General features: G+C 37.8%; 20 protein-coding genes. 3 read left to right on the top strand and 17 right to left on the bottom strand.

Annotated features, from left to right (window positions below; genetic code table 11):
* Positions 1 to 87: 87 nt before the first annotated feature.
* The 7 genes from AAY42_RS15305 to AAY42_RS15275 all read right to left on the bottom strand — a co-directional run bounded on the left by AAY42_RS15305 (position 88) and on the right by AAY42_RS15275 (position 10358).
* The gene (locus AAY42_RS15305; RefSeq protein WP_055396777.1) at positions 88 to 396 is read right to left on the bottom strand and encodes a hypothetical protein; all 309 of its coding nucleotides are present in this window, start codon (positions 394 to 396) and stop codon (positions 88 to 90) included.
* A 934-nt stretch (positions 397 to 1330) separates the two neighbouring features.
* The gene (locus AAY42_RS15300; protein ID WP_055396775.1) at positions 1331 to 1513 is read right to left on the bottom strand and encodes a CPXCG motif-containing cysteine-rich protein; all 183 of its coding nucleotides are present in this window, start codon (positions 1511 to 1513) and stop codon (positions 1331 to 1333) included.
* A gap of 11 nt (positions 1514 to 1524) precedes the next feature.
* On the bottom strand, positions 1525 to 2850 hold the full coding sequence (locus tag AAY42_RS15295; protein WP_055396773.1) for a TolC family protein: 1326 nt from the start codon (positions 2848 to 2850) through the stop codon (positions 1525 to 1527).
* Positions 2850 to 6137: an efflux RND transporter permease subunit gene (locus tag AAY42_RS15290; protein ID WP_055396771.1), complete on the bottom strand. Its 3288-nt coding sequence runs from the start codon at positions 6135 to 6137 to the stop codon at positions 2850 to 2852. The genes AAY42_RS15295 and AAY42_RS15290 overlap by 1 nt, the downstream gene beginning before the upstream one ends.
* Positions 6134 to 7270, bottom strand: coding sequence for an efflux RND transporter periplasmic adaptor subunit (locus tag AAY42_RS15285; protein WP_055396769.1), 1137 nt, complete (start codon positions 7268 to 7270; stop codon positions 6134 to 6136). The genes AAY42_RS15290 and AAY42_RS15285 overlap by 4 nt, the downstream gene beginning before the upstream one ends.
* 150 nt (positions 7271 to 7420) lie before the next feature.
* Positions 7421 to 8311, bottom strand: coding sequence for a leucine-rich repeat domain-containing protein (locus tag AAY42_RS15280; protein ID WP_055396767.1), 891 nt, complete (start codon positions 8309 to 8311; stop codon positions 7421 to 7423).
* Positions 8312 to 8447: 136 nt separating this feature from the next.
* A complete protein-coding gene (locus AAY42_RS15275) occupies positions 8448 to 10358 on the bottom strand; it encodes an ABC-F family ATP-binding cassette domain-containing protein (protein WP_055396765.1) in 1911 nt (636 codons plus the stop codon).
* Positions 10359 to 10456: 98 nt separating this feature from the next.
* Here AAY42_RS15275 and AAY42_RS15270 point away from each other — a divergent pair, with 98 nt between their 5' ends.
* Positions 10457 to 10849 carry a DUF983 domain-containing protein gene (locus tag AAY42_RS15270; RefSeq protein WP_055396762.1) on the top strand — a complete coding sequence of 131 codons (393 nt, stop codon included), beginning with the start codon at positions 10457 to 10459 and terminating at the stop codon, positions 10847 to 10849.
* Here the strand turns inward: AAY42_RS15270 and AAY42_RS15265 are convergent.
* The 8 genes from AAY42_RS15265 to AAY42_RS15230 all read right to left on the bottom strand — a co-directional run bounded on the left by AAY42_RS15265 (position 10837) and on the right by AAY42_RS15230 (position 21810).
* A complete protein-coding gene (locus AAY42_RS15265; protein ID WP_055396761.1) occupies positions 10837 to 11892 on the bottom strand; it encodes an NAD(P)/FAD-dependent oxidoreductase in 1056 nt (351 codons plus the stop codon). The two genes, AAY42_RS15270 and AAY42_RS15265, sit on opposite strands and share 13 nt — an antisense overlap.
* Positions 11893 to 12023: 131 nt before the next feature.
* Positions 12024 to 12926, bottom strand: a complete 903-nt coding sequence (gene porN / locus AAY42_RS15260; RefSeq protein ID WP_055396759.1) for a type IX secretion system ring subunit PorN/GldN — start codon at positions 12924 to 12926, stop codon at positions 12024 to 12026.
* A 17-nt stretch (positions 12927 to 12943) separates the two neighbouring features.
* Positions 12944 to 14503, bottom strand: a complete 1560-nt coding sequence (gene porM, locus AAY42_RS15255) for a type IX secretion system motor protein PorM/GldM (protein WP_055396757.1) — start codon at positions 14501 to 14503, stop codon at positions 12944 to 12946.
* A gap of 63 nt (positions 14504 to 14566) precedes the next feature.
* Positions 14567 to 15217 (bottom strand): type IX secretion system motor protein PorL/GldL, encoded by a 651-nt coding sequence (porL, locus tag AAY42_RS15250; protein ID WP_055396755.1) that lies wholly within the window; start codon positions 15215 to 15217, stop codon positions 14567 to 14569.
* 76 nt (positions 15218 to 15293) lie between these two features.
* Positions 15294 to 16673 (bottom strand): T9SS ring complex lipoprotein PorK/GldK, encoded by a 1380-nt coding sequence (porK, locus tag AAY42_RS15245; RefSeq protein WP_055396754.1) that lies wholly within the window; start codon positions 16671 to 16673, stop codon positions 15294 to 15296.
* Positions 16674 to 16793: 120 nt separating this feature from the next.
* The gene (locus AAY42_RS15240) at positions 16794 to 17951 is read right to left on the bottom strand and encodes a formimidoylglutamase (RefSeq protein ID WP_055397980.1); all 1158 of its coding nucleotides are present in this window, start codon (positions 17949 to 17951) and stop codon (positions 16794 to 16796) included.
* 1 nt (position 17952) lies between these two features.
* Complete coding sequence (topA, locus tag AAY42_RS15235) at positions 17953 to 20442, bottom strand: type I DNA topoisomerase (RefSeq protein WP_055396752.1); 2490 nt, start codon at positions 20440 to 20442, stop codon at positions 17953 to 17955.
* Between the two features lie 117 nt (positions 20443 to 20559).
* Positions 20560 to 21810 carry an LVIVD repeat-containing protein gene (locus tag AAY42_RS15230; protein ID WP_055397978.1) on the bottom strand — a complete coding sequence of 417 codons (1251 nt, stop codon included), beginning with the start codon at positions 21808 to 21810 and terminating at the stop codon, positions 20560 to 20562.
* A gap of 128 nt (positions 21811 to 21938) precedes the next feature.
* On the opposite strand from AAY42_RS15230, the gene AAY42_RS15225 reads away from it, so the two are divergent.
* A complete protein-coding gene (locus AAY42_RS15225; protein WP_055396750.1) occupies positions 21939 to 22916 on the top strand; it encodes a formylglycine-generating enzyme family protein in 978 nt (325 codons plus the stop codon).
* Positions 22917 to 22921: 5 nt separating this feature from the next.
* Positions 22922 to 24253 (top strand): Gfo/Idh/MocA family protein, encoded by a 1332-nt coding sequence (locus tag AAY42_RS15220; RefSeq protein ID WP_055396748.1) that lies wholly within the window; start codon positions 22922 to 22924, stop codon positions 24251 to 24253.
* 57 nt (positions 24254 to 24310) lie between these two features.
* On the opposite strand, the gene AAY42_RS15215 is transcribed toward AAY42_RS15220, so the two are convergent.
* Together AAY42_RS15215 and AAY42_RS15210 are read right to left on the bottom strand one after the other, a co-directional pair.
* Positions 24311 to 25018: a methyltransferase gene (locus AAY42_RS15215; RefSeq protein ID WP_245625630.1), complete on the bottom strand. Its 708-nt coding sequence runs from the start codon at positions 25016 to 25018 to the stop codon at positions 24311 to 24313.
* 172 nt (positions 25019 to 25190) lie between these two features.
* Positions 25191 to 25769 carry a hypothetical protein gene (locus AAY42_RS15210; protein WP_245625629.1) on the bottom strand — a complete coding sequence of 193 codons (579 nt, stop codon included), beginning with the start codon at positions 25767 to 25769 and terminating at the stop codon, positions 25191 to 25193.
* Between the last annotated feature and the right edge of the window lie 120 nt (positions 25770 to 25889).

The following is a 25889-nucleotide window of genomic DNA, read 5'->3' as shown; positions in this document are numbered from 1 at the left end:
TTTAACAAGTCCCTTCTTATAAGTGGGAAGCATCATTGTTCAATTGACAACTGAAATCATCTATAGAAAAAATTACTTGCCTCTTTTTCAAATATTTGGAGAAATGTTGAAATTCTTGATCAGAGATTGACGAATCAACGGAATTTCTTTTTCGGCCATTGATTCTGCCAAATCGCTTTCTTCTATTTGCTTCTGGGTTATATTGGAGTTTCGAGACCAATTTTTATACTCGTAGGCAATGATCAAGTCCCTCAGCTTTGTTCTAACCATTCGTAGCTTGGAATTTTCTTTTGCCATTATTCGTAACAGCCTACTCGCGATTAAGGCTCTTTGAAGATCTAGTTCGTTTTGAATACCTGATGTTATAATCCTATGTATGTCAAATTCCGATTCCATCTGTAAATTTCATCTTTTTAACCCTTTACAAAGGTATTCTATTACTCAAGAAATAAGGAGTCAGTTGAAATAATAAGTCAGGAAGCAGTCTCTTAAATTACCTTCGGGTTTATAGAATAATTCATCATTACATCATAAGTAACTGATTTTTAAATTATTATGTAAAATTTTAATCGCATCGTCGGGCTCATAACCCGAAGGTCACTGGTTCGAGTCCAGTTCCCGCTACTAAGAAACCCTCAGAAACACTGGGGGTTTCGCTATTTTTAGGAGTAATTGAAATCCTAAAAAAATCAAAACAGAACCCAAGATATATCATGGTGGTCCAACCTTTAACCTCAAAGACATGCACTATTTTACTCCCAGTCACACTAATTTACATCTTGTATTTCAGTTTTTTAGAATTTTTCTAATATACATTATCTAAATCTGTGCTATGTATCGTTTTTTAAAACTTTCGATTGAGCTTTTAAATTAAGGATAATTGAATCGGTTTCGAAAAAGATTTAACTTCCTTTTATCCTTTCCTATTTGGGGCAAAGTATCCGTTTGGAAAATCATGTGATAATCTATGGAAACGATACCATTCCATTTTTCGGGTTATCTAAGGGAAGTTATTGGTCAGCAACTCACAAATGTTAAACAAGCCACCCACCGAGGTACGATCCCGGGGAAATGAATTCTTAACGTTTCCGGTTACGATGGGTGTGCTGATTTTCATTTAAGGATAAAGTGTCAATTCTTGGATTTAACTCTTCTTTATCTCATCTAATCAGACACCATCAAATTGATAAGGTCACAAATTTCTTTAAAAAAATCAACGCTTTCAATTATACTATTTAACCCAGGTTTTGAGCTAGTAAAGTTTAGTCTATTTCATTAGAATTGATGGATATACATTATGATAGAATTTGAGGTATTGGATATCGCTTTTTTATTGTCCCAATTCCCTAGCTTCAAAATGTAATAACTCTTGATTTTCAAACTTTGAAACTGCCTCAATGGGATTACAACATACCTCACAATCTTCTACATAGGTTTGATTTGATACCGAAGTATCCAAAAGAAAAGAAATCTCTTCCCAACAGTACGGGCATTGAAAAAAGTGTTCGAACATTTATGACAGGATTAAAAATCCACGTTCAATAGTTGTCCGCTTATCTGTAGCATTTGAAGTTCTGCTAACTTTGCGCTATACTTTGCTTGGCTTTGCGCCAGTTCTGCATTCAATAAATTCAATTGTGCCTGTCTAAACTCAATAGAAGTTATCTGTCCCAATTTGTATCGTTCGTCAGTACGTTTAAAATTATTCTGATTAGTCTGTAAATTCTTTTCTTGAACCTCAAGAACATAGAGTGCATTGGTATAACTATCCCATGCATTTCTAATATCACGCTCTACTTCTAATTCTATCTGTTTCTTGATAAGTTCTTGGTTCTCATATCCAATTTTAACATTCTTGATATTGGTTATTCCACTTCCTCCATCAAAGAGGTTCCAAGTGAGATTGACTGTACCCGTATAACCCGTAGATGTATTTTGTAATAGGAAAGCCAAAGGACTATTGTTGTTGGATTCATTCCATCCGTATGTACCTGTTAAGCCAATAGTAGGTAAAAAAACACTTTTTGTCGCTTTTTGATTATATCTGCTTATGCTTATGTCCTTTTCTGCCAATTGTAATTGAATATTGTTTGTCTTGGCCTCATTATGCATGTTTTCCATTTGAAGTCCAGGAACAAAAACCACTGTGGTATCCGCAATAAACTGCGTATCAAGTCCTTGGTTCATCACAAGGTTTAAATCTCGCATTGTGTTTCGCAATTGTTGTCTGGAATTTAACAGGTTGATACTGTCCGTATTTATGTCGACCTCGGCATTTAACACATCCAACCCTGTATTTTGGCCATATTCAAATTGATACTGGGCCCGTGTTAATCTATCTTTCGAAATTTGGAGTGCTTCTTCCAAGTTTTTGGTGTTCTCAGTCAACCTTGCAACCTCATAATACACCGTAAAAAGTTGTAAAATTGTGGTTTCTATGGTTTGTCTTACCTCAAGTTCTGATTGTTGTGAGCGTTCTTTAAAGCTTTTGTAAGTATAATATCTATTCAATCCATCAAACAACGTATAGTTTACATCTATAGAGGCGTTGTAACGTCTGGTTTCGGCACCGTCTGCCCTGCGTGTTTCCCCACTGGCTAATTCTCCTTCTGTATTTTGCACGTCTATACTTCCTCCCCCATTGGCCGAAACAGTAGGAAGGTATCCAGAGTTTAAAATACTTGCATTGTTATCATCAATCCTTTTTGTGTTTCTTGCTACTTGGATTCCTAAGTTATTTTCCAGAACCAAATCTATAGCTTCTTCCTTGGAAAGGATTTTTTCCTGGGCTTCTATAGAATTACTAAAAATCAATACAAAAAAAGGTAGTGTAAAAAGTATGCTTCTCATTATGTTGTTCCTTCTAAAACTTTTGAAGTGTTTTCCCTTGACTCATTGTGGTTCGCATTACCATTTAGGCTATGTTTTCCTTCTTCTAACATATATTGCTCATCTTTTTGCTCTTTTATAGCCCTTTCCACTTCTTCTTTTGATATTTTTTCACCTATCCATAAGCGTTTTGCCGAAACTTTTACCTGGTTTCCAAAGGAAAGGAAAATGGGCAACAATAAAAGTGTTAGTACTGTTGCAAAACCTATTCCATATGCTATGGCAATAGCCATAGGTTTTAAAAACTGTGCTTGTCTACTTTTTTCCAATAATAAAGGTGCTAGACCGGCTATGGTAGTTACCGATGTCAGGAATATAGCTCTAAAACGTGAACGCCCAGCTTCATAGAGGGCCTCATTGAATTTTAACCCGTTTCTAAGATTACTATTGAATTTTCCTATAAGCACGAGACCATCATTTACCATAATTCCAATCAATGCGATAATGCCCAACAGTGAAAGAATATTGATGGGAAAACCATGTATTACGTGTCCCCAAGCCACTGCAGTAAGGCTAAAAGGCACCAGTAGTATCAGCAATAGGGGCTGACTAAAACTCCTAAATGTAAAGGCGATGGTAATAAAAATGAGTGCCAAAACTGTTAAACCTGCAAACCGCAAAGACTTACGAAATTTTACAAATTCCCTGTTTTGTCCTTCATATGAAGGAGTAATAGATGGATATTTGGATAAAATATCGGGCATGACCTCATTCTGTATCCAAAGCATGGCATCAGTCCCACTTGTAGTTTTGGAATCCTTTAAATCTGACGACACTTGAATTTCCCGTCGACCATCCAGATGGTTTATTGCCACATCACCTCGTTCTATGGAATAGTCCGCAATTTCCTTGAGAGGGATTCTTTCTCCATTTGGTGCCAATATGCGCATTTCATCCAAATCCATTATAGAGGACCTGTTTTCTCTATCGTACCGAACCCAAACACGAATTTCATCTTGCCCCCGTTGAAAACGTTGAGCCTGAGAGCCAAAAAATCCTGCACGCACCTGATCCATTACGGTTCTAAGGTCCAATCCCAACAAGTATGCATTTTCTTTGAGTTGTAAACGTATTTCCTTAATTCCTGCCGGATCATTGTCCGCTACATCTTTCAACAATGCATTATTAAGCATTGCAGTTTTTAATTCTGTCTTTGCTGCTTTAAGCTCTTCAATGTTATTTCCCAAGAGTGATACGGAGACTGGGTCACCACCAAAGTTACCTCCTCCTCCATAGATTAAACTTTCTACCCCGATGACCGGGCCTACCAATTCTCGTAATCTAGCCGTAATCAAATCGGATACAACTTCATCTGGACGTTCTTCACCGGGCAACAAGTTGATGACCAAGGTCGCTGAGGAAGATCCCGGCCCAACGTTTTTTAGCATATTTTCAAACAACATCTTATCCGTACCTGCCAAATACTCTTCCGTAAGTTCTTTGTTTACAATATGCGCCTTATCCTGAATCATCTCAATGATGGAATCGGTTACCTTTTCATTGGTTCCATTGGGCATGGTCAATTCCACCTCAATTCTATCACTTGCAATTCTTGGAAAGAAGGCTGTTCTGATAATTCCTCCCCCGATAGAACCAAATGTCAACACCAAGGCCATAAAGAAAAAGGCAAACATTAAGAATTTATAGTCCAAGGCAAACTTTAGAACCGGGCTATATAATTTATCCCGCATCCATGCCATTGAACGGTCTCCCATTTTATTAATGACACGGAGCTTGGAAAATACCTTTGCAATTCCACTTTTAGGGCCTTCTTTTTGTGGCTGTAATGCCTTGGAATGTGCTAAATGCGCCGGAAGTATTATTAAAGCTTCCACCAAAGAAACTGCCAAGGTTAAAATAACAATAACGGAAACCTCACTAAAGAATTCCCCAATACCACCATCTAAAAAGAAGAAAATTGAAAATGCCAATATGGTAGTTATAATTGCCGAAAGAATAGGTGGAATCACCTCCATGGTTCCATCTATGGCTGCTCTTACGGGAGTCTTACCTTTTTCATAGTGTTGGTAAATATTCTCCGCAATCACAATCCCATCATCAACCAAAATTCCAATAACGATAATCATCCCAAAAAGGGACAGCACATTAATGGTAACATTGAACATGGGGGCAAAAATGAACATTCCCAAAAATGCAACAGGCAATCCAAAGGCCACCCAAAAGGCCAATCTTGTATTCAAGAACAGGGAAAGAAAAAGAAGCACCAAAATCATCCCAATTACAGCATTCTCAGCTAAAAGGTCCGTACGTTGATTCAAGACTTTTGATAAATCCCGAACCACCTCTAGCTGGACATTGGTATACTTCTGATTAAATTCCTCTATATACTCTTTTATCTTATCCGCAGAACCAATTAAATCTTCGGTATTAGTACTTGTAACGGTTATATTGACCGACAAATCTCCGTTATAATAAGAGGCATTGGGTGTCTCGGAAAAGCGATCTCTAATTTTTGCCACATCTTTCAATCGAACAGATCGACCGGAAGTTTCTGCCCAGACAATAATATTGGAAAGCTCATCTCCATAATATGATCTATTGTTTGCCCGAATTAAATATTCCTCCGAGCTGGTCTTGATGTTCCCTCCAGTTACCAAAATATTTGCGTTGGACACCGCCTGGGCTACTTCATCAAAAGAGATATTGTAAGCCAAAAGACTATTTTCGTTAACCGCAATTTCAATTTCCTCATCTGGATAACCTCCTATTTCAATTTGGGAAATTCCGTCAATTGCCCTTAGATCATTTTCTATTTGACGCCCAATCTGTTTTAAAGATACCAAAGGGATATTTTCACCACTAACTGCAAAACTTATTGTGGGTCTAACCGCTTCCATTTTTGAAACCACCAAAGGCTCCATTTCACTAGGAAAAGTAGGTACACGGTCAACAGCGTTTTTTACCTCCAACAGCATAAAATCTATATCCCTGCCCTTTTCAATCTCAACATTGATGGTGCCACTATTTTCTTGGGAAGTGGATGTAACACGTTCCACACCTTGCAACCCTTTGAGGTTATCCTCGATTTTTAAAACAATTCCCTCCTCAATTTCTTGTGGGGATGCTCCCGGATAAGTAATGCTAATTGCAATATTTCTGGATTCTGCTAAGGGGAAAAAAGAAGATTTTAAAGATAATGCCCCAACTATTCCAAAAGCAAAGAACGCCAAAATGATAACATTGACCGCAACATGATATTTGATAAAATAGGCAATTACCTTTTTCATGACTTTGCCTTTTTTGATTTGTTGGAATTAAAAACCTTTACCAACATTCCGGCATAAGCTCCTGTCAATGCTTTGGAAACGATAACCTCTTTATCCGGCACATTTTTAAGTACAACTTTTTTATCACTGAAATAAATCGGGTTGACGTCTATAAGATCTAAAATAGAATCCCGAACAACAAAAATCTGGTTATTCTCCAATAATAGAGATCGGTCTATTTCAATAGCGTTTGATTCTTCTTTAGCTTCTAAGTTTGCCTCCAGATATTGCCCTTCTTTCAAGTTTTCCCCACTTACCTCAATAAAGACTGTAATTGTTTGGGAATTCTGATCCACGCTTCCATTTATACGTGCAACTTCACCATCATAATTCTGGGTCCTATCCAGATTAACAAGCGCTACTTTTTTTCCAACTTTTAAAAAATCCCCATAGGTCTTACTCACGGAAACCTCTAATTCATAAATTCCAGTATTTATATACTCTCCCAGTTTTTGACCTGACCTGACCAGAGTTCCCTCTGTAACCAAAGCATCCGTCAAAACACCTTTAAAAGGCGCAGATATGGTATATTTTGATAGGCGTTGCTCTAAATTCTTCAGGTTATAATAATTTGATATTATTCCTCTTCCGGAAATAAAGAATTTTTCCTTTTCCGTAGTCATCTTAGGCAAGCTAGGTGTGCCTTTATCTAAATCAAAATTATTCAAATACTCTTGCCATTTAGGATAGATTTCTGGATAATCCAACCTCAAATCTGGCATTATTGAAGTTAGTAAATTGTACAAATCACTTTTTGCAGATTGTACACTGGCGTAATACTCATTGGCATCAATCCGAATTAACGTCTGACCTTTACTATATTCTTGTCCAGTCCTAAAAAGCTTACTTCCTGATTGAAAAACCCCTTGTACCTCAGAGAACAGCTCAACTCGTCTTTTTGCCTTTAGATTTCCATTGGCCGGAACTATAATGGGAATTGTACTGTTATTTACGGTATCCACAAAAACCGTCTTCACAACTTTCTGTGGTTTTGGTCTGCGGTTGTTCTTACTTCCTGCAATGAGTCCAGCAAAATAAAGTGATGCTAAAATAATGAGTCCACCTAGGACAGCGGAGATGATTAGCTTGCGCATATAAATGAATTAGTCTTTGCAAAACTATATTCTAGCACCGCGTTTTTGGTTAAATATTTCATAAATTGAAACGTTGACTGTCAATTTATGCCATAAAAAAAGGGGATACACGCCTGCATCCCCAAACCAAACAAACTAAAGTATAACTAACTACTCATTTTCGTCAACATCTTCAAATTTTGTATCCGCCATTCGTGTGCGTTGTAATTGTATATCATTGAACTTTGGATTTAATGTTTTTTCATCGGTATCAAAGACCAGAAATTGTTTTGTATTCATTTCTTGAAGTCCTTTATATGAATTGAATCTATTATTTTGAATCTGAAGTATTTTTAAGCTCGCCAATTGCCCAAATTCCGTTGGGATTTCTCCACCCAGCTGGTTATTGGCCAGAACTAATTCCCGAAGTTGTCCCAATTTGCCCATTTCTTGGGGAATGCTTCCTTCCAAATTATTCTCAAAAAGCCCCAAAGCTTCCAATTTTGATAAATTTCCAATAGTATTGGGAATAATACCTTTTAGGTTGTTACTGGAAAGATTGAGCTCTATCAAGTTCTCCAATTCTCCAAAAGTTGGCGGAATTGATCCACTCAAAAAATTATTGAACATGGAGAACACCTGCAATTCCTTTAAATGTCCAATACCTGTTGGCAGAGACCCTTTAATTCTGTTCATCTCCAACCTAAGAACCTTTAGGCTTTCCAACTTAACTATATCCTTGGGTAAAACTCCTGTAATATTGTTGAAGGCAAGGTTTAAATGCGTTAGGCGTCTTAACCTTCCCAAGCTTTCCGGCAAGGTTCCTTCTAAATTGTTTCTAAAAAGATTTATCTCTACTACATGATTGTCTTTTACCTTAATGCCTTTCCAGGTATGTACTGGTGATTCTAAATCCCATGGCGTGGTCCATTTTTCACCATTAGTACTTTTAAAAAGGTCGATAAGCACATTCTTTTCCTTTTGCGATACACCTAACTCATTAGCAAGTGTAGTATAAAAGGAAAGAGATAATAATAAACAGAATGTTATTAGCCTTATCATAGGTTGAAACTTCAATTTATAAGAATTTACCTACAAATTAACATTCGAAATATAAGTCCCACAAATAAAATGGGTAAATGGATGGGATTTTGTTGTAAAGGTGTCTAAAAGTGTGGTAAAGCAATCTTTCAGATTACTAGTTTAAAGATTCTAGCTCATTTGATATCTTCTCCCAGTCTTCCATTAATGACTCCAAAAGGTTCTTTTTTCCTTGATATTCATCAAAGAAACCTGACTTGGCAATGGTTTTATCGTAATCCAAAAGCAAGTCATGGTCTATGGATGCAATTTCCTTCTCCAATTGGGAAATCTTTTTCTCTACGCTGCTCAATTTATTCTTTAAAGACTTTAGCTTCTTCTGGGTTTGGTAGTCGTTTTCCTTGACTTGTACTTTTTCTACCTGAACTTTTTTATCTCCTTTTTCAATCTTTCTAAAATCCTCAGCTTTTCGTTGTTCCAAGTAAAAATCAATATCACCCAAATACTCTTTGATATTGCCATCCTTGAATTCGTAAACCTTATTGGTCAACCCTTGCAGAAAATCACGGTCGTGGGAAACAAGAATTAGTGTTCCTTCAAAATTTTGCAATGCTTGTTTCAGTACATTTTTGGATTTTATATCCAGGTGATTGGTAGGTTCGTCCATCACAAGGACATTGAAGGGCTGCAACAACAATTTGGCCAATGCCAAACGGTTACGCTCGCCTCCGGATAAGACTTTTACATACTTATCCACCTCATCTCCCCGAAACAAAAATGAACCTAAAATATCTCTTACCTTGCTTCTGTTACGTTCATTGGCTGCATCAATCATGGTATCCAAAACTGTTTTGCTACCATCCAAATACTCGGCCTGATTTTGGGCAAAATAGCCAATTTGTACATTGTGCCCTATCTTAAGATGGCCCTCAAATTCAAGCTCTCCCACCATAACTTTGGCCAAAGTAGTCTTGCCCTGTCCGTTTTGGCCAACAAATGCCGTTTTGCTACTTCGTTCCACCAAAAGATCTATCCCTTCCAAAACCTGCTTTTCCCCATAGTTTTTGGAAAGATTTTCAAGTTCGGCAACCACCTTTCCCGGGGTTATGGAAACCGGAAAGCGTACGTTCATTACGCTATTATCATCTTCATCAACCTCTATACGTTCAATCTTATCCAATTTTTTGATAAGCGATTGTGCCATGGATGCCTTGGTGGCTTTGGCCCTGAACTTTTCTATCAGTTTTTCTGTTTGCTGTATTTGTTTCTCTTGATTTTTTTGGGCATTTAACTGTTGTTCCTTGATTTCACCCCTTAACTCCAAAAATTTTGAATAAGGCTTATTGTAATCGTAAATACGACCCAACGAAATCTCTATAGTTCTGTTGGTAACATTGTCCAGAAACATTTTATCATGAGAAACGATGACCACCGCTCCCGCATAATTCCTTAAAAACTGTTCCAACCAAATAATGGATTCAATATCCAAATGGTTTGTAGGTTCATCCAACAGTAAAACATCATTGTTCTGAAGTAAAAGTTTTGCCAACTCAATGCGCATGCGCCAACCTCCTGAAAAAGTATCCGTGACCTTATCAAAATCGTTTCGCCTGAATCCAAGCCCTAAAAGGACTTTCTCAGTATCACCTTGATAGTTATAGCCTCCTAAAATTTCATAGCGATGGGTAACATCGGTCAAGTCAATCATCAATTGGTTATAGCTTTCGCTTTCATAGTCGGTGCGCTCTGCCAATTCTTGATTTATTCTATCAAGCTGCGATTCCAAAGATTTGAGTTCATAGAATGCTTGATAGGATTCTTCCAGGACCGTTCTACCTAACTCAAAATCGATATCTTGTTTAAGAAAACCAATTTTAATATCCTTCTCCATGGCTATGGTACCAGAATCTGCAGCCATTTCTTTTGAAAGTAGTTTGAGCAAGGTGGATTTTCCCGCTCCATTTTTACCAATAAGACCAACCCGATCCCCAGCATTTAAACGAAAGGCGATTTCTTCAAAAAGGTATTCGCCCCCAAAAGCGACTGAAAGGTTATGGATATTAAGCATATTTATAATAAAAATTCATTATCTTAAAATCAGCTTTTGGTATTGATGTTCGATGGTAACAATGGCTATAATTCCTACCTTTGATAAAAGCCTTGCAAATGTTAAAAAAAGGAAGCAAACTCTACAGTATTTTAACAGGAAGTTGTCCTAAATGTCATGAGGAGAGCATGTACGTCAATAACAATCCTTATAGATTATCACAGATTTTTAAAATGCATGAGCGCTGCTCCAATTGCAATACCAAATATAAAATTGAACCCTCCTTTTTTTATGGGGCCATGTATGTAAGCTATGGTGTTGGAATTGCCTTTGCCGTTGCAGCATTTGTTATTTCTTTTCTAATAATTGGGACTTCTTTGACTAGCGCCTTTATTGCAATAGTGGCAACCATGATTCTGTTTATGCCTGTTATTATTCGTTTGTCAAGAAATATTTGGATCAACTTTTTTATTAAGTATGAACCAAGGCAAATAAAAGGTCAGTTGGAATAATACTTTTTTGTAAATCTTTGAATATTGATTTCCTGGTTCAATTCTGGACCTTTTTCAACGGTATTAAATAGTTGTCTGGAAGCATCAGGAGCAATGAGAACTCCTCTAGAACCAAAACCATTCAGAACATATATGTTTTTATGTTCAGGATGTTGGCCTACCAAAGGTCTTCTATCTACAACCGTTGGTCTAATTCCGGCAACATGGTCTATTACCTCAAAATCACACTTTAGGAAGGTTTTTAATTTGTCCAAAAGTTCCTCTTTTGCTTCTTCCGTAGGGATGTTGGTTTTGTCTTTCCATTTGTATGTTGCTCCAATACGGTATAAATCGTTTCCTAAGGGAATGCTAAAAACCGAAGATTTGATAACGCTATCTTCCCTTAAATTGGGCGCTTTTATTGTAAGCAGTTCCCCTTTTGTTCCATTTAATGGGAGATAGTTGAAAAAAGGATTGTTTTTAAGCCCATAGCCTTCGGCAAAAACAATTTGTTTGGCTTTTATTGATTTATAGGAAATATACCCTTCAAAAGCCTCAAAACAGGAAAAATCGAACTTTTCTGCAGTAAAGCATCCTCTTTTTTCCAAATATCCGGCATATGAGTTGAGTAATGTCTTTGTGTCAATCCTCCCAGTGTAATTTACTTCACCATAACCAAAGGGAGCATCAATGCTCGAGTTTTTATTTTCGATGATGGCTGTGGATAAAAAATAATCAAGACCCGGGCGATCTGCGGCTTCAAACCAGCTGTTTTGTTCTTGGGTCGATGTAAATCTTCGCAAAACCTGAAGTTTATAATCCAACTTCACATTTAGTTTTCTTTCTAAATCTGCATAAAACGGAATGGCCAACTCCATTTGTTCTTTAGCATTCCAGGCCATTGTAAACCGTTTTAATATTACCGGATTATAGAGGCCTCCGGCCACAAGGGATGCTTTTTGCGAGTCATCTGAAATTACTGTGAATGTTTTACCCTCTTTTTCCAATATTTCGCAAAAGGAAATTCCGGCCAAACCCAAACCAACAACTATATAATCCAACATTTGGCAAAAGTAAACATCCTTGCTTTGATTTCTAGATTGCGTTCAAAATGACAAAAGAGAAGAAATAAAAAACGCCGCACATTTGTGCGGCGTCTATATGAATTGAATTGGAAATTTTAATCACTTAAGACTTAATAAGCCCACATGTCCTGCTCCCGATCTCGGATAACCTCTTTAATTCTTTTGGCTTCCAATAACTGGAACAGTGCATTATCAAAAACGTAGTCGTCAATTTCACGATCACCGTGAACATTGTCCTCTTTATAAATCACTGCATTAAAACGTCTTGCGTTCAACAGCATATCAAAAGTAATGGGACGTGCCGAGTTACGTTGATTATAGACCTTGGCTTCATGAAGAACTTGTCTTGCTGCTGGATACCAGACCCAAAACAGTTCTACTTTATTTTCTCCAGGATCTACAGACTCATCGTCTACAAAGTTTACATCTGGAGCCACAGGAGCGATACCCAATAAACGGTATTTTAATTCTCCTTGGCGCTTATCAAAATACCAAATGCCTTTTATACGGTACTCCTCAATATCAGCAGCGGTTAAATCTCTCTGGTTGATAAACTCAGCAGAAATTTGTTCACCTGCATTGATTTGCTCGTATCCAAGATCTGTGGTATCCACCTTGCTCAATGTAGCGGCTAAATCTTCAAACTTTCGCTTTTCAGTGAAGTATGAATCCGTATATACCTCGGTCAGATTACCATTTTTGATGTTTTTCATCAATACGTGGTACAAAGACCGTCTGTCCGCTCCAATACCAATGGTATCGGTTGGGTAGTATAATGGAAAGTTAACACGCTCATCTAGGTCAATTACCTCCCATATGGTTTTGGACCAAAGGATATCTCTATCATCTGTATATCCATATTCCAATGGGGCATCGTTATCCTGTTCTATTTGAGCTTCGGTTTTCTTACCTACATCATCAGGTAGCTTGGCATTCAAAATGTTTGCCTGAGCCATGATCGACATGGGCACTAAGGTTAAAGCTCCAATTAAAAATGCGTTTTTCCAATTCATGATTATCTGTATACTTTTTAGTTTGTAAGCTCTACAACAACTGGCGAAACCTTTTTCAACTTATAGGTTTTGTTGTTTGAAATGTAGGCTTTGATATCGAATATCTGTACGGCTTCACCTCTTTTAGCTCTTTGTAAAGCTGATTTGGCTCTTGCATTCAATTTGTTTCCGTTCACTACGATGGTAGGTTGACCTGGCACTTTAAATTTAAATCCGCTTACAGCAAGGTTCAAATCAAAATCAAAGTCTTCCAACATAGCTCCTATAGTAGATATCTCTAGGTTCTTTCTAGGCATTTTAGCACTTCCAGCTTCTCCACGAACAGTACCTCCTGGTCTTGGAATATCCTTGATACGGAATGTAGCTGGTGTACTGATTCTTTGCCCATCAGGCAAAATACCAGAAGCACTGATAGTAACTTCCCTACCTTTTCCAGGATTCATGACATATTTGCTTCCACTTCTCTTGGAAAGTCCAGGAGCAGATGCAGAAACTTTGTTATCAGGAATTCCAGGAATGGATATAGTCATTGGGTTAGCAACCCCACGGTATACCACATTCATCTTATCTGCAGCAATTACAGCAGCATTAGGCTTGGAAATTGTAGCAAAAGAATTTTTAACTTCTACAGGAATTTCCTCTCCATCTTGCATAAAGAACATTGTACCAACTATTTCATGATCACCAGGGTTACCGGCACCAATCAACATTTGCACACCACCAGCTTCCAACTTATAGTCTTTACCTTCGGTCAGTTTTCTTCCGTCCAAAGTCAACTCAGCCTTAACTGGAGTAGATGTTTTATCTGTTTTACTGATGATGATCTTACCATCATACTTATCTCCGTTATAGAAAGCAGATTTAGATGCCAACAAAGAAGTAGCAAAGTTTGTTAATGAAACTTGATTTGTAAGCTCACCTTCCAACATAGATTTTAAAGCATCTTCTTCAGTAGCTTTAACATCCGCCTGAAGCGCTGTTAGTTTAGCCAAAGAAGCTACCAATGGATACCCTTCATAGTGATAGTTGATCCAATCTTGCTTTGTACCATCTCTTTTTTCTACTTTACCGTTTGCATCTCCCGTTTGAAAGCGTGTGTTAACAGCTTCCTTTAAGGCTGTAGGTGCAATAGCAGCAACTTGCGTCTTATAGTCATTGATTCTTTTCATGAATTCCTTACCTTCTGGTGATAAGTTATCTCCCTGAAAAAGAGTCTGATCTAAATAATCGGAATTGTCCATTCTTGCATAATCCTTAGGATCTTCAAGCTTTTCGGTCATTCCCTTTTTAAGAGTTTCCAAGTAATCGTAGTACTCTTGTGACAAGCCCTTGATCTTCTGAGCATTTTGGTATAATTTACCATATTTCTCAGCATCTTCAGAAGCTTTTGTTTCAAGACTTGCCAAAAAGTTATCGTTACTTTCTGTAGTCTTTATATTGGAAGTCTCAAGCTTTTCGTTCATTATCCCGAACGCCGCAAGAACTTCCTTACTCATATTTAAGGCCAACATCGCGATGAAGATCAAATACATAAGGTTGATCATCTTCTGACGTGGTGTTTGTTTTCCTCCTGCCATGTTTTTCTAATTAGAATTAATAATTAATTTGATCTGGGTTTGGTATTATAATCAAATCCCTAATTAGTTTTTTGCCATTGCAGACAACATTCCACCATAAACTCCATTCAATGAAGAAAGGTTAGTTGCCAATGATTCCATTTGATCTTTTAATGCACCAGCATTCTGTACAACTTCTTCGTTGATAGAAGCTTGTCTGCTAGCGCTTTCCAACTGTACTTTGTACAAACTGTTCAAAGATTCCATTTGAGCGGCAGCATGAGACAATTCTTCAGAATACTTTTTAGTATGCTGAATTGCATCTGTAGTTGGAGCAATACCTTTAGCAGCACCTTCAAAATTCTTGATGCTATCACCTAAACTTGTGAAAAGTTCAGAATCAATATTGGCTTCTTTTAAAAGATCATCCAATTTTCTTGAAAGAAGACCTTCTGCTTCTTTAGCTTGCTTAGCGTCATTCTTGTTTCCTTTAGCTTGACCATTGTTCAATTCAGGATACACCAAAGACCAATCGTACTCATCGTCTACTGGTTCAAATGCACTGATAGCAAAGATCAATGCTTCTGTAATAAGTCCAACAGCAAGAAGCAATCCACCGGTAAGTGGTCCAAATTCCCAGTGAAGGATCTTAAATAGTGCACCAATAATTACTACCGATGCTCCAAGCCCGTAGGCCATGTTAAATAGTTTTTTTGTTGATTTTGACTGTGCCATAATTCTAATTTTAATTAAGTTATATAAATAAGTATTTGGTTACTGGTTTATATAATGCTCTCTCGTTTTTATTAATTTAATTTGGAAGCCCTTGCCCCTTTGTGGAATCCTCTTCGCCCATATAATCCTGAACGGTTCGGAAACCTATGTAACTCCTTGCCGAATCTTGGTATTCATAGTCTCTTGTGCTTACTTGCAAGAAGTATGCAACATCTTTCCAAGATCCTCCACGGATTACTTTTCTTTTGTTCTGCCCTGATCCAATATTAGGGTTCATGGTAGAAAGATATTCGTAGGCGCCTTGATCAAAGCTGGAACTTGTCCATTCTGATACATTACCCGCCATATTGTATAAATTGTAATCGTTTGGCTCATATGATTTTGCCTCAACAGTATACAATGCAGCATCTGCGGCATAATCTCCACGTTGCGGCTTAAAGTTAGCCATAAAACATCCTGTATCACTTATTACGTAAGGCCCACCCCATGGGTATGTGCCCCCTTCAATACCTCCTCTAGCGGCATATTCCCATTCGGCTTCCGTAGGTAATCTAAACTGATTTACAAATTGTCTTCCACGACTCTTCTGGTCATCGTTTTTAAACTTGGTTCTCCAAGAGCAAAACGCTTTTGCCTGCTGCCAGTTTACACCAACAACGGGATACTCACTGTATGCATCATGCCAAAAATAGTCATTGTGCATAGGTTCATTATAGGAATATTCAAAATCACGAATCCAAACGGTTGTGTCAGGGTAAATTTCTAATTCCTCCTTTTTAATGAAATCTTTTCTTCTACCACTTTTAGCTCGGGCAGCAGCTTCGATATCCATCCAATTGTACTTATATTTTAATTGGGTCACATCAATGGTTCTTAATCCATTATAGCTTTCCTCTTCAGGAATATATAATGAATCCATTACCTCAGCATAATATTCATCTGGGTATTCTGATGTATCCCATACCAAATCCATGTCAGTATTCAATGCTCTCCCTTCATATCCGGTTTCACCTAAACCGGCATAATTATCGAGCATATATCTATCGTATACTGAGATTTTGGTAGTGTCCGTATCTTTAAAGGCATACTCTCCTATACCTTCATCTTCAGGACCAATTCCCAATTCATCTGCAAGAATGGCTAATTTGGTTCTGGTTATAGAATCTTTGACCCACTCCACAAACTGACGGTACTCACTATTTGTGATTTCCGTGTCATCCATGTAAAAAGAACGTACGGTAACTGTTCTAGTGGGAGCGTTCAATACTTTCGCCTGATCCTCTTCAGCCTTACCCATTACAAAGGAGCCGCGGGGAATCAGTTCCATTCCGTAGGGTTTCTCAGGATACCACTTTTTTCCTTGGGCTCCAACGAGTTCACCTTTTGACTTTGATTTTGAACCACAACTTGTGAGTAAAAAAACAAATGCTATAGATGAAAAGAATAGCTTTCTCATACTTTAGGTTAAATTTTCGATTTAAGATTATAAACTGCGTTGCACAAATTCATTATTCTCAAAACTGTTTTTTGAATAAATTATTGTGTAAAACCAATTAATGCTTAAAAATTTAGTTTGTTAATTAAAGCCCTTTCTATAGGCCTTGAACCACCTTTCTGGAATATTCTGGTTGCAAGCATCCAGATAGTCCTCTTCGGTGCAAGGTAATAACGCCACTGAATTTGTTTTAGTATGTTCAGGTAAAATTGATGGAACCTCTACCCACCAGCGCTCTGTAACATGACTCTTGTAGAATATGAGTTCTTCGGTATCCGTAGGTACGGTGAACTTTGTAAAATCTTCGCTTTTGGAACTTGGGAACTCCTTTACCCTAAAACTGATACCTTCTATAAAGTACCAAATAATCTGGGCTATCATTTGAAAAGCTTGCAAGGAATTTTCTCCTTCGTAGATACCAAAAAGTGATACTTTGTCACTTATACCCGCATATCTTGCAATAGCGCAGATTTCCCTCCCGGTAAAACCATTGGGAGAAAAGTTTTTGTACAATCCCATTTCACTGGCACGAATTGCCCTTAGATCCAAACTCACAATATGGGCACTTCTCAATACTGGTTCTGCCAATCCAATATTAGCTGTTATATCTCCCAATCGATATGCATCAAAGAAAAGACGCTCCATTAAATCCATCTCCTCTTGGGCATTAAAATAACTTTGATACCCAATATTTGAAAAATTAAAAAGGTTATTGGGTTTATCTGTTATGATTCTACTCATATAAGAATGGGAAGAAATTAATTCTTCATCTTCCCCAAAGTCAAAACGGCTATCTATGGACACCAAATTGACCATGTTTCTAATTTTGTCAAAAGCCCTGTAGGTTGGAAAGGTAATATCTTGGGTGCCTCCTATTATAATAGGTATAATATTTTCTTCCAAAAGACCGGCCACAATTTCCTTAACCACAAAATAGGTGTCTTCAACGGTGTCTCCTTCTTCAACATCACCTATATCCAAAATTGTAGCGTTCCAATTACCTGTCATTAAGCGATACAATTGAATACGAATTTCATCGATGTCCAATTTTTCAGGTTTTTTCTCAAAGGCATTTCTTGATTCTAATACCCCAAAAATGGCAACTGTAGCATTGGCAAAAACAGGCAATCCTTTTTTTTCGGTATGTTTAAAAACATTCTTGCCCAATGCTTGTGGGGGGAGTAATTCTGAAAATGCCAAGACTTTGTCCTTTATGGGGACCAAAAAATCGAATGCCATACTACTTCTTAGCCTTTGTTTTTGCTTTGGTTTTTTTCTTAGGTGATTTTTTTTCAATAAGTGCCTGTGCCTCTTCCAAAGAAATCTTGGTTGCATCAACATCTTTGGAAAGCTCAACTTTTATTCTTCCTTTTATGATATTGTGCCTGCCCCATCTGGCCTTTTCAATACGAATTTTTTCTGCCGGCCATTCTTGAATCAATTTTTCCGCCTCTTTTACTTTTTTGGCTTCAATGAGTTCAACAATATCGGTTTTGGAAAGGTTGTCAAAATCGTATTTCTTGTTCACATTAATGAACATGCCATCCCATTTAATAAAAGGACCAAAACGACCCACACCTTTGGTCACCTCTTTATCTTCGTAATGTGCAATTGGCGCATCGGCCAATTGTTTAGCCTTGATCAGTTCAATGGCCCTATCCATATCCACATCAAAAGCACTTTCTCCTTTATCCAATGAGATGAATTTTTTTCCAAACCTCACATAGGGGCCAAACCGACCAACATTGGCCTCAATCTCTTCTCCTTCGTAAACCCCCAATTTTCTTGGCAATTCAAAAAGTTCCATGGCCTCATCAAAGGTTATTGTGGTAATGGATTGCTCTGGCAGCAAACTTGCGAACAATGGTTTTTCTTCTTCATCTACGGTACCTATTTGCACCATTGGGCCAAAACGACCTAATCTTGCCGCTACCTGTCTTCCAGATTTTGGATCTTTTCCCAATACCCGTTCTCCACTTGCACGTTCAGCATTTTCCTCTACATCCAATACTTTGGGATGGAAATTTTTGTAGAATTCCTTCATCATCTTCTGCCAATCTTCATCTCCCGAGGCAATTTCATCAAAGTTTTCTTCAACCTTCGCCGTAAAGTTATAATCTAGGATAGTGGTGAAATGACTAACGAGAAAATCGTTTACGATCATTCCAATATCAGTGGGAACCAATTTTCCTTTGTCCGAACCTATCATTTCAGATAATTTCTTTTCGGCAACTGCACCGGCCTCCAAAACCAACTGTATATAATTACGTTGTGTTCCTTCCACTGTTCCCTTTTCCACATATCCTCTATTTTGAATTGTAGAAATTGTTGGTGCATATGTTGATGGTCTTCCTATACCAAGTTCTTCCAGTTTTTTAACAAGGGAAGCTTCTGTATATCGGTACGGAGGTCTTGAAAAACGTTCGGTTGCAGAAATAAAATTATTTTGCAATGCCTCACCCACATTCATTGCTGGGAGCATTCCTTCCTGTTCTTCAGTTTTGTCCTCTTCATCCGTTCCTTCTAAATATACTTTAAGGAATCCATCAAACTTTACAACTTCACCATTTGCAGAAAACTCTTCTTTATGCGAGCTCGCTTTTATTTTAACATTGGTACGTTCCAATTCGGCATCGCTCATCTGAGAAGCCAAAGTACGTTTCCATATCAACTCATATAGTTTGGACTGGTCTCTTTCCAATGATGGATTGCTCAATTTCATATCGGTAGGGCGAATCGCTTCGTGAGCTTCTTGCGCACCTTTGGACTTTCCGGTATAGTTTCTAACCTTACTATACGATTCACCATAATTTTGCACAATAGCATCTTTAGCCGCATTCAATGCTTCTTTGGATAGGTTTACGCTATCCGTCCTCATATAAGTTATAAGCCCCGCTTCATACAAACGCTGCGCAACTTGCATGGTTCTACCAACGGAAAAATATAATTTTCTCGACGCTTCCTGTTGAAGCGTGGAAGTTGTAAATGGTGCTGCGGGGGATTTCTTTGCCGGTTTTTTATCTAGGTTTCCAACAGAAAAATCCGCACCAATATTTTGCTTTAAAAATTCCTCAGCCGCTGCTTTGGTCGGAAAGGTCTTGTTTAGTTTTGCCGCAAACACATTTCCTTTTGCTGTCTTAAACTCTGCTTGAATCCTAAAGGAGGCTTCTGGTTTAAAAACCTCAATATCCCGTTCTCTTTCTACGATTAACCGTACTGCAACGGATTGTACCCGTCCTGCCGAAAGTCCTGGTTTTATTTTTTTCCACAATACCGGGGAAAGTTCATACCCCACTAATCTATCCAGAACCCTTCTAGCCTGCTGGGCATTTACCAAATCATAATTGATTTCCCTTGGATTCTCAATTGCTTTTTGGATAGCGGATTTTGTAATGGAATTGAATACAATACGTTTGGTCCTGCTTTTATCCAATCCTAATTCTTCTGACAAATGCCAAGAAATAGCTTCTCCCTCTCGATCTTCATCACTTGCCAACCATATTGTATCTGCTTTTTTGGCCAAATCTTTCAGTTTTTTGACCAAGGCTTTTTTCTCCTTGTCAACAGTATATTTGGGCTTAAAATCGTTTTCCACGTCTACCCCCAGTTCTTTGGACGGAAGATCTGCAATATGACCAAAACTAGATTCAACTTGGAAATCTTTCCCTAAAAAACGTTCAATGGTTTTTGCTTTTGCTGGGGACTCAACAATAACTAAATTCTTCGGCATGCAATTGGTTTTGAAGTGACAAAAGTATATGAATTTTTCGATTTTGGTTTTTTGAAAAATTCATTCCAAAAAAATATCCCGCTAAAAACGGGATATTTTATTCAGTTATTGTGTTTTTTAATTGAGGCCTATCTGACTTATAAGTTTGATTTTATTGTCTAAATATTCATATTGGTAGAGCACTTCGTCTCCTACCATTATTAAATGACTCTCCAGCGGAATTACATCAAACGTAACGATATCTTTAAAATGGTTTAACGTTTTTAAATCTTCAATATCTGTCTTATCGTATACTTTAAGGCCTGAGCTACCATCGCATATAAATAGTTTTTCATCTTTAATACCTAAGCCATATGGTTCATCCATTGGATACGAAGTGGCCAATTTTGGTTCTGTTATTTCAGAAATATCCACAATGAACAGACCACTCTCCAAAGCTCCACATCCATTGCCTCCGCGTAACGTCACATAGGCGTAATCTCCATCAACCACAACGGGATCACAGGCAGTACCATGTTGAAACTCCGAAACAAATGTTGGTGTGGCCGGTGAGGAGATGTCATAAATGTACATACCGCTCATACTTCCCAAAAACAGGTGATTATCTCTATTGAATATCGTCTCAATGTCAAATCCTGCATAGACGTCTTCCAGATTTTGTGGGTTCTCCAAATCTGAAATATCAAATACATTGATATTGTGGCTGTCCACAGCATACAAATAATCATCAACTATTTTAAAACGTGCCAAAGAGCCTCCTTGTCCCGTACCTCCATCTGCACTGTTCGCCAAGGCCATATCTTCAAAAAAGATACCGCCCCCACCATTTTGCTGAACCTCCTCGATCAATCTTCTTTCTGTAACTGTTTCCCAACCTACCAGAATCTCATTCTCATAATCATATCCATCGTATTCTATGATGTCTGCTTCAAAAGGCCAGAAAACATTACCATAAAGTACATTCTCCAATCTACTAACCTGTTTTATATTGTTCAAGTCAGATATATCCAACACTACCAAATCCATCAGACTATCAGCAAATAGGAAATCATCTTTTACCGAAATATCAACATTTCCGGGAATCTTTATAAACGATATCTTTTTTGGCTGCTGGGGATTGCTGTTATCTATTACATGAATTCCCTGGCTCTTGTCATTAATAAAAATATAGTCTTTGTAGGTATACACCTTACCGGATTCATCTATAGGTCTTGGTGCAATTATGTCCACGCCTGCTGCAAATTCAGCTTTGCTCACAACCAAAGGTTTTGCCACTAAATAATCTGCGTAGTCACTGTCATCTTTATCATCACAGGATACAAAAACCAGCGTGACAAGGGATAGAATTACTAAAACTTTCTTTTTCATATTGTTTAATTTTTTGGATAGCATAACAAACAATAGATAAAAAGTCTTAAACAAAGTTGCGTAATTAGACAAAAAAAAGTCTAATCTGTATAGGATAAAATCATACATTTATCCTAATTCCTTGAAAGTTGAGAGCGCTTTTCTTATTATTTGCACACTGTATTTGTTTCAATGCTATTGCCCAAAAATCTTTTGAGCCCTATGCACAAAAAATTTCTGGAACTGACATCCATATTTCCATGGTCCCAATTCAAGGAGGCAATTTTACCATGGGCAGTACTGAAAGTGAAATTGGCAGATCTTTAGATGAAGGGCCAACCCATAATGTAGAAGTAGCTCCTTTTTGGATGGCTCAATTTGAAGTTACCTGGGATCTCTATAATTTGTTTATTGATAGGGAAATTGACAGACACAGAGACACAAATAATCTTGGAAACGAAGTTTTACTTGCTGTTGATGCCGTTTCTGGTGCCACCATCCCTTACATAGACATGGATCATGGAATGGGTATTGAGGGTTTTCCTGCAATAAACATGACACAATTAGCTGCTTCAAAATTCTGCGAATGGCTTTCCGCTATGACCGGAAATTTCTATCGACTTCCCACCGAAGCGGAATGGGAATATGCTTGTAGGGCAGGAACACAAACAGCCTATTCTTTTGGTAACGACCCAATGGCACTGGAAGATTACGCATGGTCAAAAAAAAATAGTGATAGCACGTCCCACAAAGTGGGGTTAAAAAAACCAAATCCTTGGGGGTTGTACGATATGCATGGTAACGTAGCAGAGTGGACATTGGATCAATATGAGGAAAAAGCATACTTTAATAGAAAGCAACACCCTGTTTCAAATCCATTCATAAAACCAATCAAAACCTACCCACGTAGTTTACGCGGTGGATCATGGATAGATCAAGCAAAACAGCTAAGAAGTGCTTCTAGGAAACCTTCTACCAAAAAATGGAAACTTAGAGACCCACAAATCCCAAAAAGTAAATGGTGGCACACTGATGCCCCTTTTATTGGATTTCGTATTGTACGACCTTATAAAACTCCCACTGCAGAGGAACAACAAATCTATTGGAAAGAAAAACATACAAACTAAAGGCTATGTCACAAAATCACAAAAAGAAAGAAATCAAAAAACTGAACAGAAGGTCGTTTGTAAAAACAACTGGACTTGCTACTGGAGCCCTTATGGCAAGCAGTACCTCCATGAATGCAATGGGCTATGTTGCCGGAAACAAAAAATTAAAACTCGCGCTGGTAGGTTGCGGAGGGCGAGGCACAGGTGCTGCAGTACAAGCCTTGACTGCTGACCCAGATGTGGAATTGGTTGCCATGGCTGATGCCTTTCAGGATCGATTGGATCAAAGCTTAACAGGAATCATAGAACATTTTGAGGGAGAACGAAAAATAGACGTCAAAGAAAAAAATCGCTTTGTTGGTTTTGACGCCTATTCAAAAGCAATAGACTTAGCTGATGTAGTCATTCTTACAACCCCTCCCGGCTTTCGGCCGCAGCATTTTGAATATGCCATTTCGCAGGACAAGCATGTTTTTATGGAAAAACCTGTGGCAACAGATCCAGCCGGAGTTCGAAAAGTGCTGAAAAATGCGAAAATAGCGAAGGAGAAAAAGTTGAATGTTGTAGTAGGACTCCAACGGCGCTATGAAAAAAAATACCTAGCACTCCATAAACAGATCCAAGAAGGAACAATTGGAAAAATAATCTCTGGACAAGTGTACTGGAACAGCGCTGGAGTATGGGTGCGAGCAAGACAGCCCCAGCAGACAGAAATGGAATACCAAATGCGAAACTGGTATTATTTTAACTGGTTATGCGGCGATCATATTTTAGAGCAACACATCCACAATATTGATGTTGCCAACTGGTTTATTGGGGAATATCCAGCTTCGGCCCAGGGAATGGGTGGTAGACAAACTAGAAATGGGTTAGATCATGGAGAAATTTTTGACCACCATTTTGTTGAATTCACGTATCCTAGTGGAGCGGTAGTCGCAAGCCAGTGCAGGCACCAAAAAGGTTGTTTTAGGCGAGTTGATGAAGCCTTTCAAGGCACCAAAGGTGCCATTTTGGCCAGAAAAGGTTTGGTAACGGATCTGGAAGGGGAAACACTACTCAATGTAGGCAAAGAACATGACCCCAATCCTTATCAAGTTGAGCATGACCTCCTTTTTGCTTCAATACGAAATAAGGGAGTTATTGCCGATGCTGAGAATGGTGCTAAAGCAACACTTACTGCCATAATGGGAAGAATGGCAACCTATTCCGGTCAAACCATAACTTGGGAACAAGCTTTGAATTCAGATTTAAGCCTGGTGCCGGAAAACCCAACTTGGGAATCCAAACCTCCAACAATTCCTGATGAAAATGGCAAATATCCCATTCCTATGCCAGGCGTAACTAAATTTTCCTAATCTTAAAATCATTAAATAGAGTTGGGCCTAGCCTTCTTAAAATTAGATAAATCAGATTTAGAAATTTTGATAGTGCGTGGTTACTATTAAAGCCTTCCTGTATTTAATACGCAACAATTCTGTAGATCTTTCAGGATTCATATTAAATGGTGGTTCTGTTAAAACCACACCACTATTATTTGACAATCGAATACCTGCCCCAGTAGATTTTTCAGCGTTTGCCACAAATTCACCTTTAGGGATGTGTTCAGTAACTATAATATGTTTGAATTTTTCAATTTTTTTAACCACCTTTTTTATCTCTTCGTTGGATAAGTGCTGAAACACCTGCCTAACTAGAATACAATCTCCTTTAGGTAAATTGTCCGTAACTATATTCAGACAATGAAATTCTAATTGTTCACTTACAAAAAGTTTCTTATTTCTTTCAATTAAATCGTCCACAATATCAATTCCTATATATCTCTTGGAATAGGAAACTAAATTTTTGCCTACGTTAAAATCACCACACCCTAAGTCACAGACAATCAAACCATCTTCATAATCTTTAAGGAATGAAGAAATAGTCTTGATATAAGGTTGCACTACTTTTCGAGAATGCGAACCGGAACCAGAATAAAAATCTTTTTGTCTACCACCCCATCTTTTCTTTTCATATATCTCGCTCATCACTTTCTTGGTCGACCTTGTCAACTCATCAGTAGCTGTACCTTCTGTAGTCTTGCTTTCTTTTGAAAAAAGACTCTTGAATTTATTCCACCTCATTCACATTATTTGTTTCTGTTAAAGGACTAGTCCATTGATGAAAAACCAACAGCATCCTTGTAAATAAAATAAACCGGTATTTTACCGAACATTGCAGTAAAAAGAACACCTACAAAGCAGAGTAAAACCCCAAGTTGGGCAATGATACCGGTCACGAGAATCAACCCGAATATTACCAATTTTTATTCCCCAAGGCAAAACTTGCCTTTGTAATTTCCATAGCCTTTAACTCTTTATCAAAAGCCAAAAAAGCCGGAAACAATGACATTGGAACCATTAAATATATAATTCCCAAACCACAAGCAAGTGTACCAAGTATTGAAAGCCCCAACATGATAAGTGAAAGTATCAATGCCTTTCCCAAATAATCTCTTTTAAAGTAGAAAAAATAGCTTTCTTCACCCGGTTCATTTAAATCTTTCAATCTACATATTCTTAAAAAAGCCGCATTCAAGCATAGAACAACGGTCATCAATCCCAAAAAGAAGATAGGCATGAACAAAACCATAAATAGAATTACAGCGGGAGGCAATTCTTGACTGTTCATGGCTTCGGGGTCTGAAATTCCAAAAGCAATCATTGGCGCATATAGTAAAATATAAAAAGGGATTAGGGCCAAAAAAGTAAAAAGCAGCGTAATAAAACCCTGCACCCAGACTTTTTTGAACAATTCTATACTATTATTGAAAATGCTTCCAAAATCCAATAGTATGCTTTCATTAATTCTTTGTGTCAAATCACTTAAACTCATAATTCGGTGGTTATAATTTAAATTGGAGCGTACAATAACAGAATATTATCTAAATATAGTATTAAAACGTACTGCCAAATTGTCACTAAAATGGAATATGCACTATCTTTGCAGACCATT

The organism is Flagellimonas eckloniae (assembly GCF_001413955.1).
GTDB lineage: Bacteria > Bacteroidota > Bacteroidia > Flavobacteriales > Flavobacteriaceae > Flagellimonas > Flagellimonas eckloniae.
The sequence above is the reverse complement of the archived record's forward strand: the minus strand, read 5'-3'. Positions and strand labels throughout refer to the sequence as shown.

What these genes read in the sequence shown, in the direction of transcription:
- AAY42_RS15305 (WP_055396777.1), bottom strand. Translation starts at nt 396, where the DNA reads ATGGAATCGGAATTTGACATACATAGGATTATAACATCAGGTATTCAA.
- AAY42_RS15300 (WP_055396775.1), bottom strand. Translation starts at nt 1,513, where the DNA reads ATGTTCGAACACTTTTTTCAATGCCCGTACTGTTGGGAAGAGATTTCT.
- AAY42_RS15295 (WP_055396773.1), bottom strand. Translation starts at nt 2,850, where the DNA reads ATGAGAAGCATACTTTTTACACTACCTTTTTTTGTATTGATTTTTAGT.
- AAY42_RS15290 (WP_055396771.1), bottom strand. Translation starts at nt 6,137, where the DNA reads ATGAAAAAGGTAATTGCCTATTTTATCAAATATCATGTTGCGGTCAAT.
- AAY42_RS15285 (WP_055396769.1), bottom strand. Translation starts at nt 7,270, where the DNA reads ATGCGCAAGCTAATCATCTCCGCTGTCCTAGGTGGACTCATTATTTTA.
- AAY42_RS15280 (WP_055396767.1), bottom strand. Translation starts at nt 8,311, where the DNA reads ATGATAAGGCTAATAACATTCTGTTTATTATTATCTCTTTCCTTTTAT.
- AAY42_RS15275 (WP_055396765.1), bottom strand. Translation starts at nt 10,358, where the DNA reads ATGCTTAATATCCATAACCTTTCAGTCGCTTTTGGGGGCGAATACCTT.
- AAY42_RS15270 (WP_055396762.1), top strand. Translation starts at nt 10,457, where the DNA reads ATGTTAAAAAAAGGAAGCAAACTCTACAGTATTTTAACAGGAAGTTGT.
- AAY42_RS15265 (WP_055396761.1), bottom strand. Translation starts at nt 11,892, where the DNA reads ATGTTGGATTATATAGTTGTTGGTTTGGGTTTGGCCGGAATTTCCTTT.
- porN (WP_055396759.1), bottom strand. Translation starts at nt 12,926, where the DNA reads ATGAATTGGAAAAACGCATTTTTAATTGGAGCTTTAACCTTAGTGCCC.
- porM (WP_055396757.1), bottom strand. Translation starts at nt 14,503, where the DNA reads ATGGCAGGAGGAAAACAAACACCACGTCAGAAGATGATCAACCTTATG.
- porL (WP_055396755.1), bottom strand. Translation starts at nt 15,217, where the DNA reads ATGGCACAGTCAAAATCAACAAAAAAACTATTTAACATGGCCTACGGG.
- porK (WP_055396754.1), bottom strand. Translation starts at nt 16,673, where the DNA reads ATGAGAAAGCTATTCTTTTCATCTATAGCATTTGTTTTTTTACTCACA.
- AAY42_RS15240 (WP_055397980.1), bottom strand. Translation starts at nt 17,951, where the DNA reads ATGGCATTCGATTTTTTGGTCCCCATAAAGGACAAAGTCTTGGCATTT.
- topA (WP_055396752.1), bottom strand. Translation starts at nt 20,442, where the DNA reads ATGCCGAAGAATTTAGTTATTGTTGAGTCCCCAGCAAAAGCAAAAACC.
- AAY42_RS15230 (WP_055397978.1), bottom strand. Translation starts at nt 21,810, where the DNA reads ATGAAAAAGAAAGTTTTAGTAATTCTATCCCTTGTCACGCTGGTTTTT.
- AAY42_RS15220 (WP_055396748.1), top strand. Translation starts at nt 22,922, where the DNA reads ATGTCACAAAATCACAAAAAGAAAGAAATCAAAAAACTGAACAGAAGG.
- AAY42_RS15215 (WP_245625630.1), bottom strand. Translation starts at nt 25,018, where the DNA reads ATGAGGTGGAATAAATTCAAGAGTCTTTTTTCAAAAGAAAGCAAGACT.
- AAY42_RS15210 (WP_245625629.1), bottom strand. Translation starts at nt 25,769, where the DNA reads ATGAGTTTAAGTGATTTGACACAAAGAATTAATGAAAGCATACTATTG.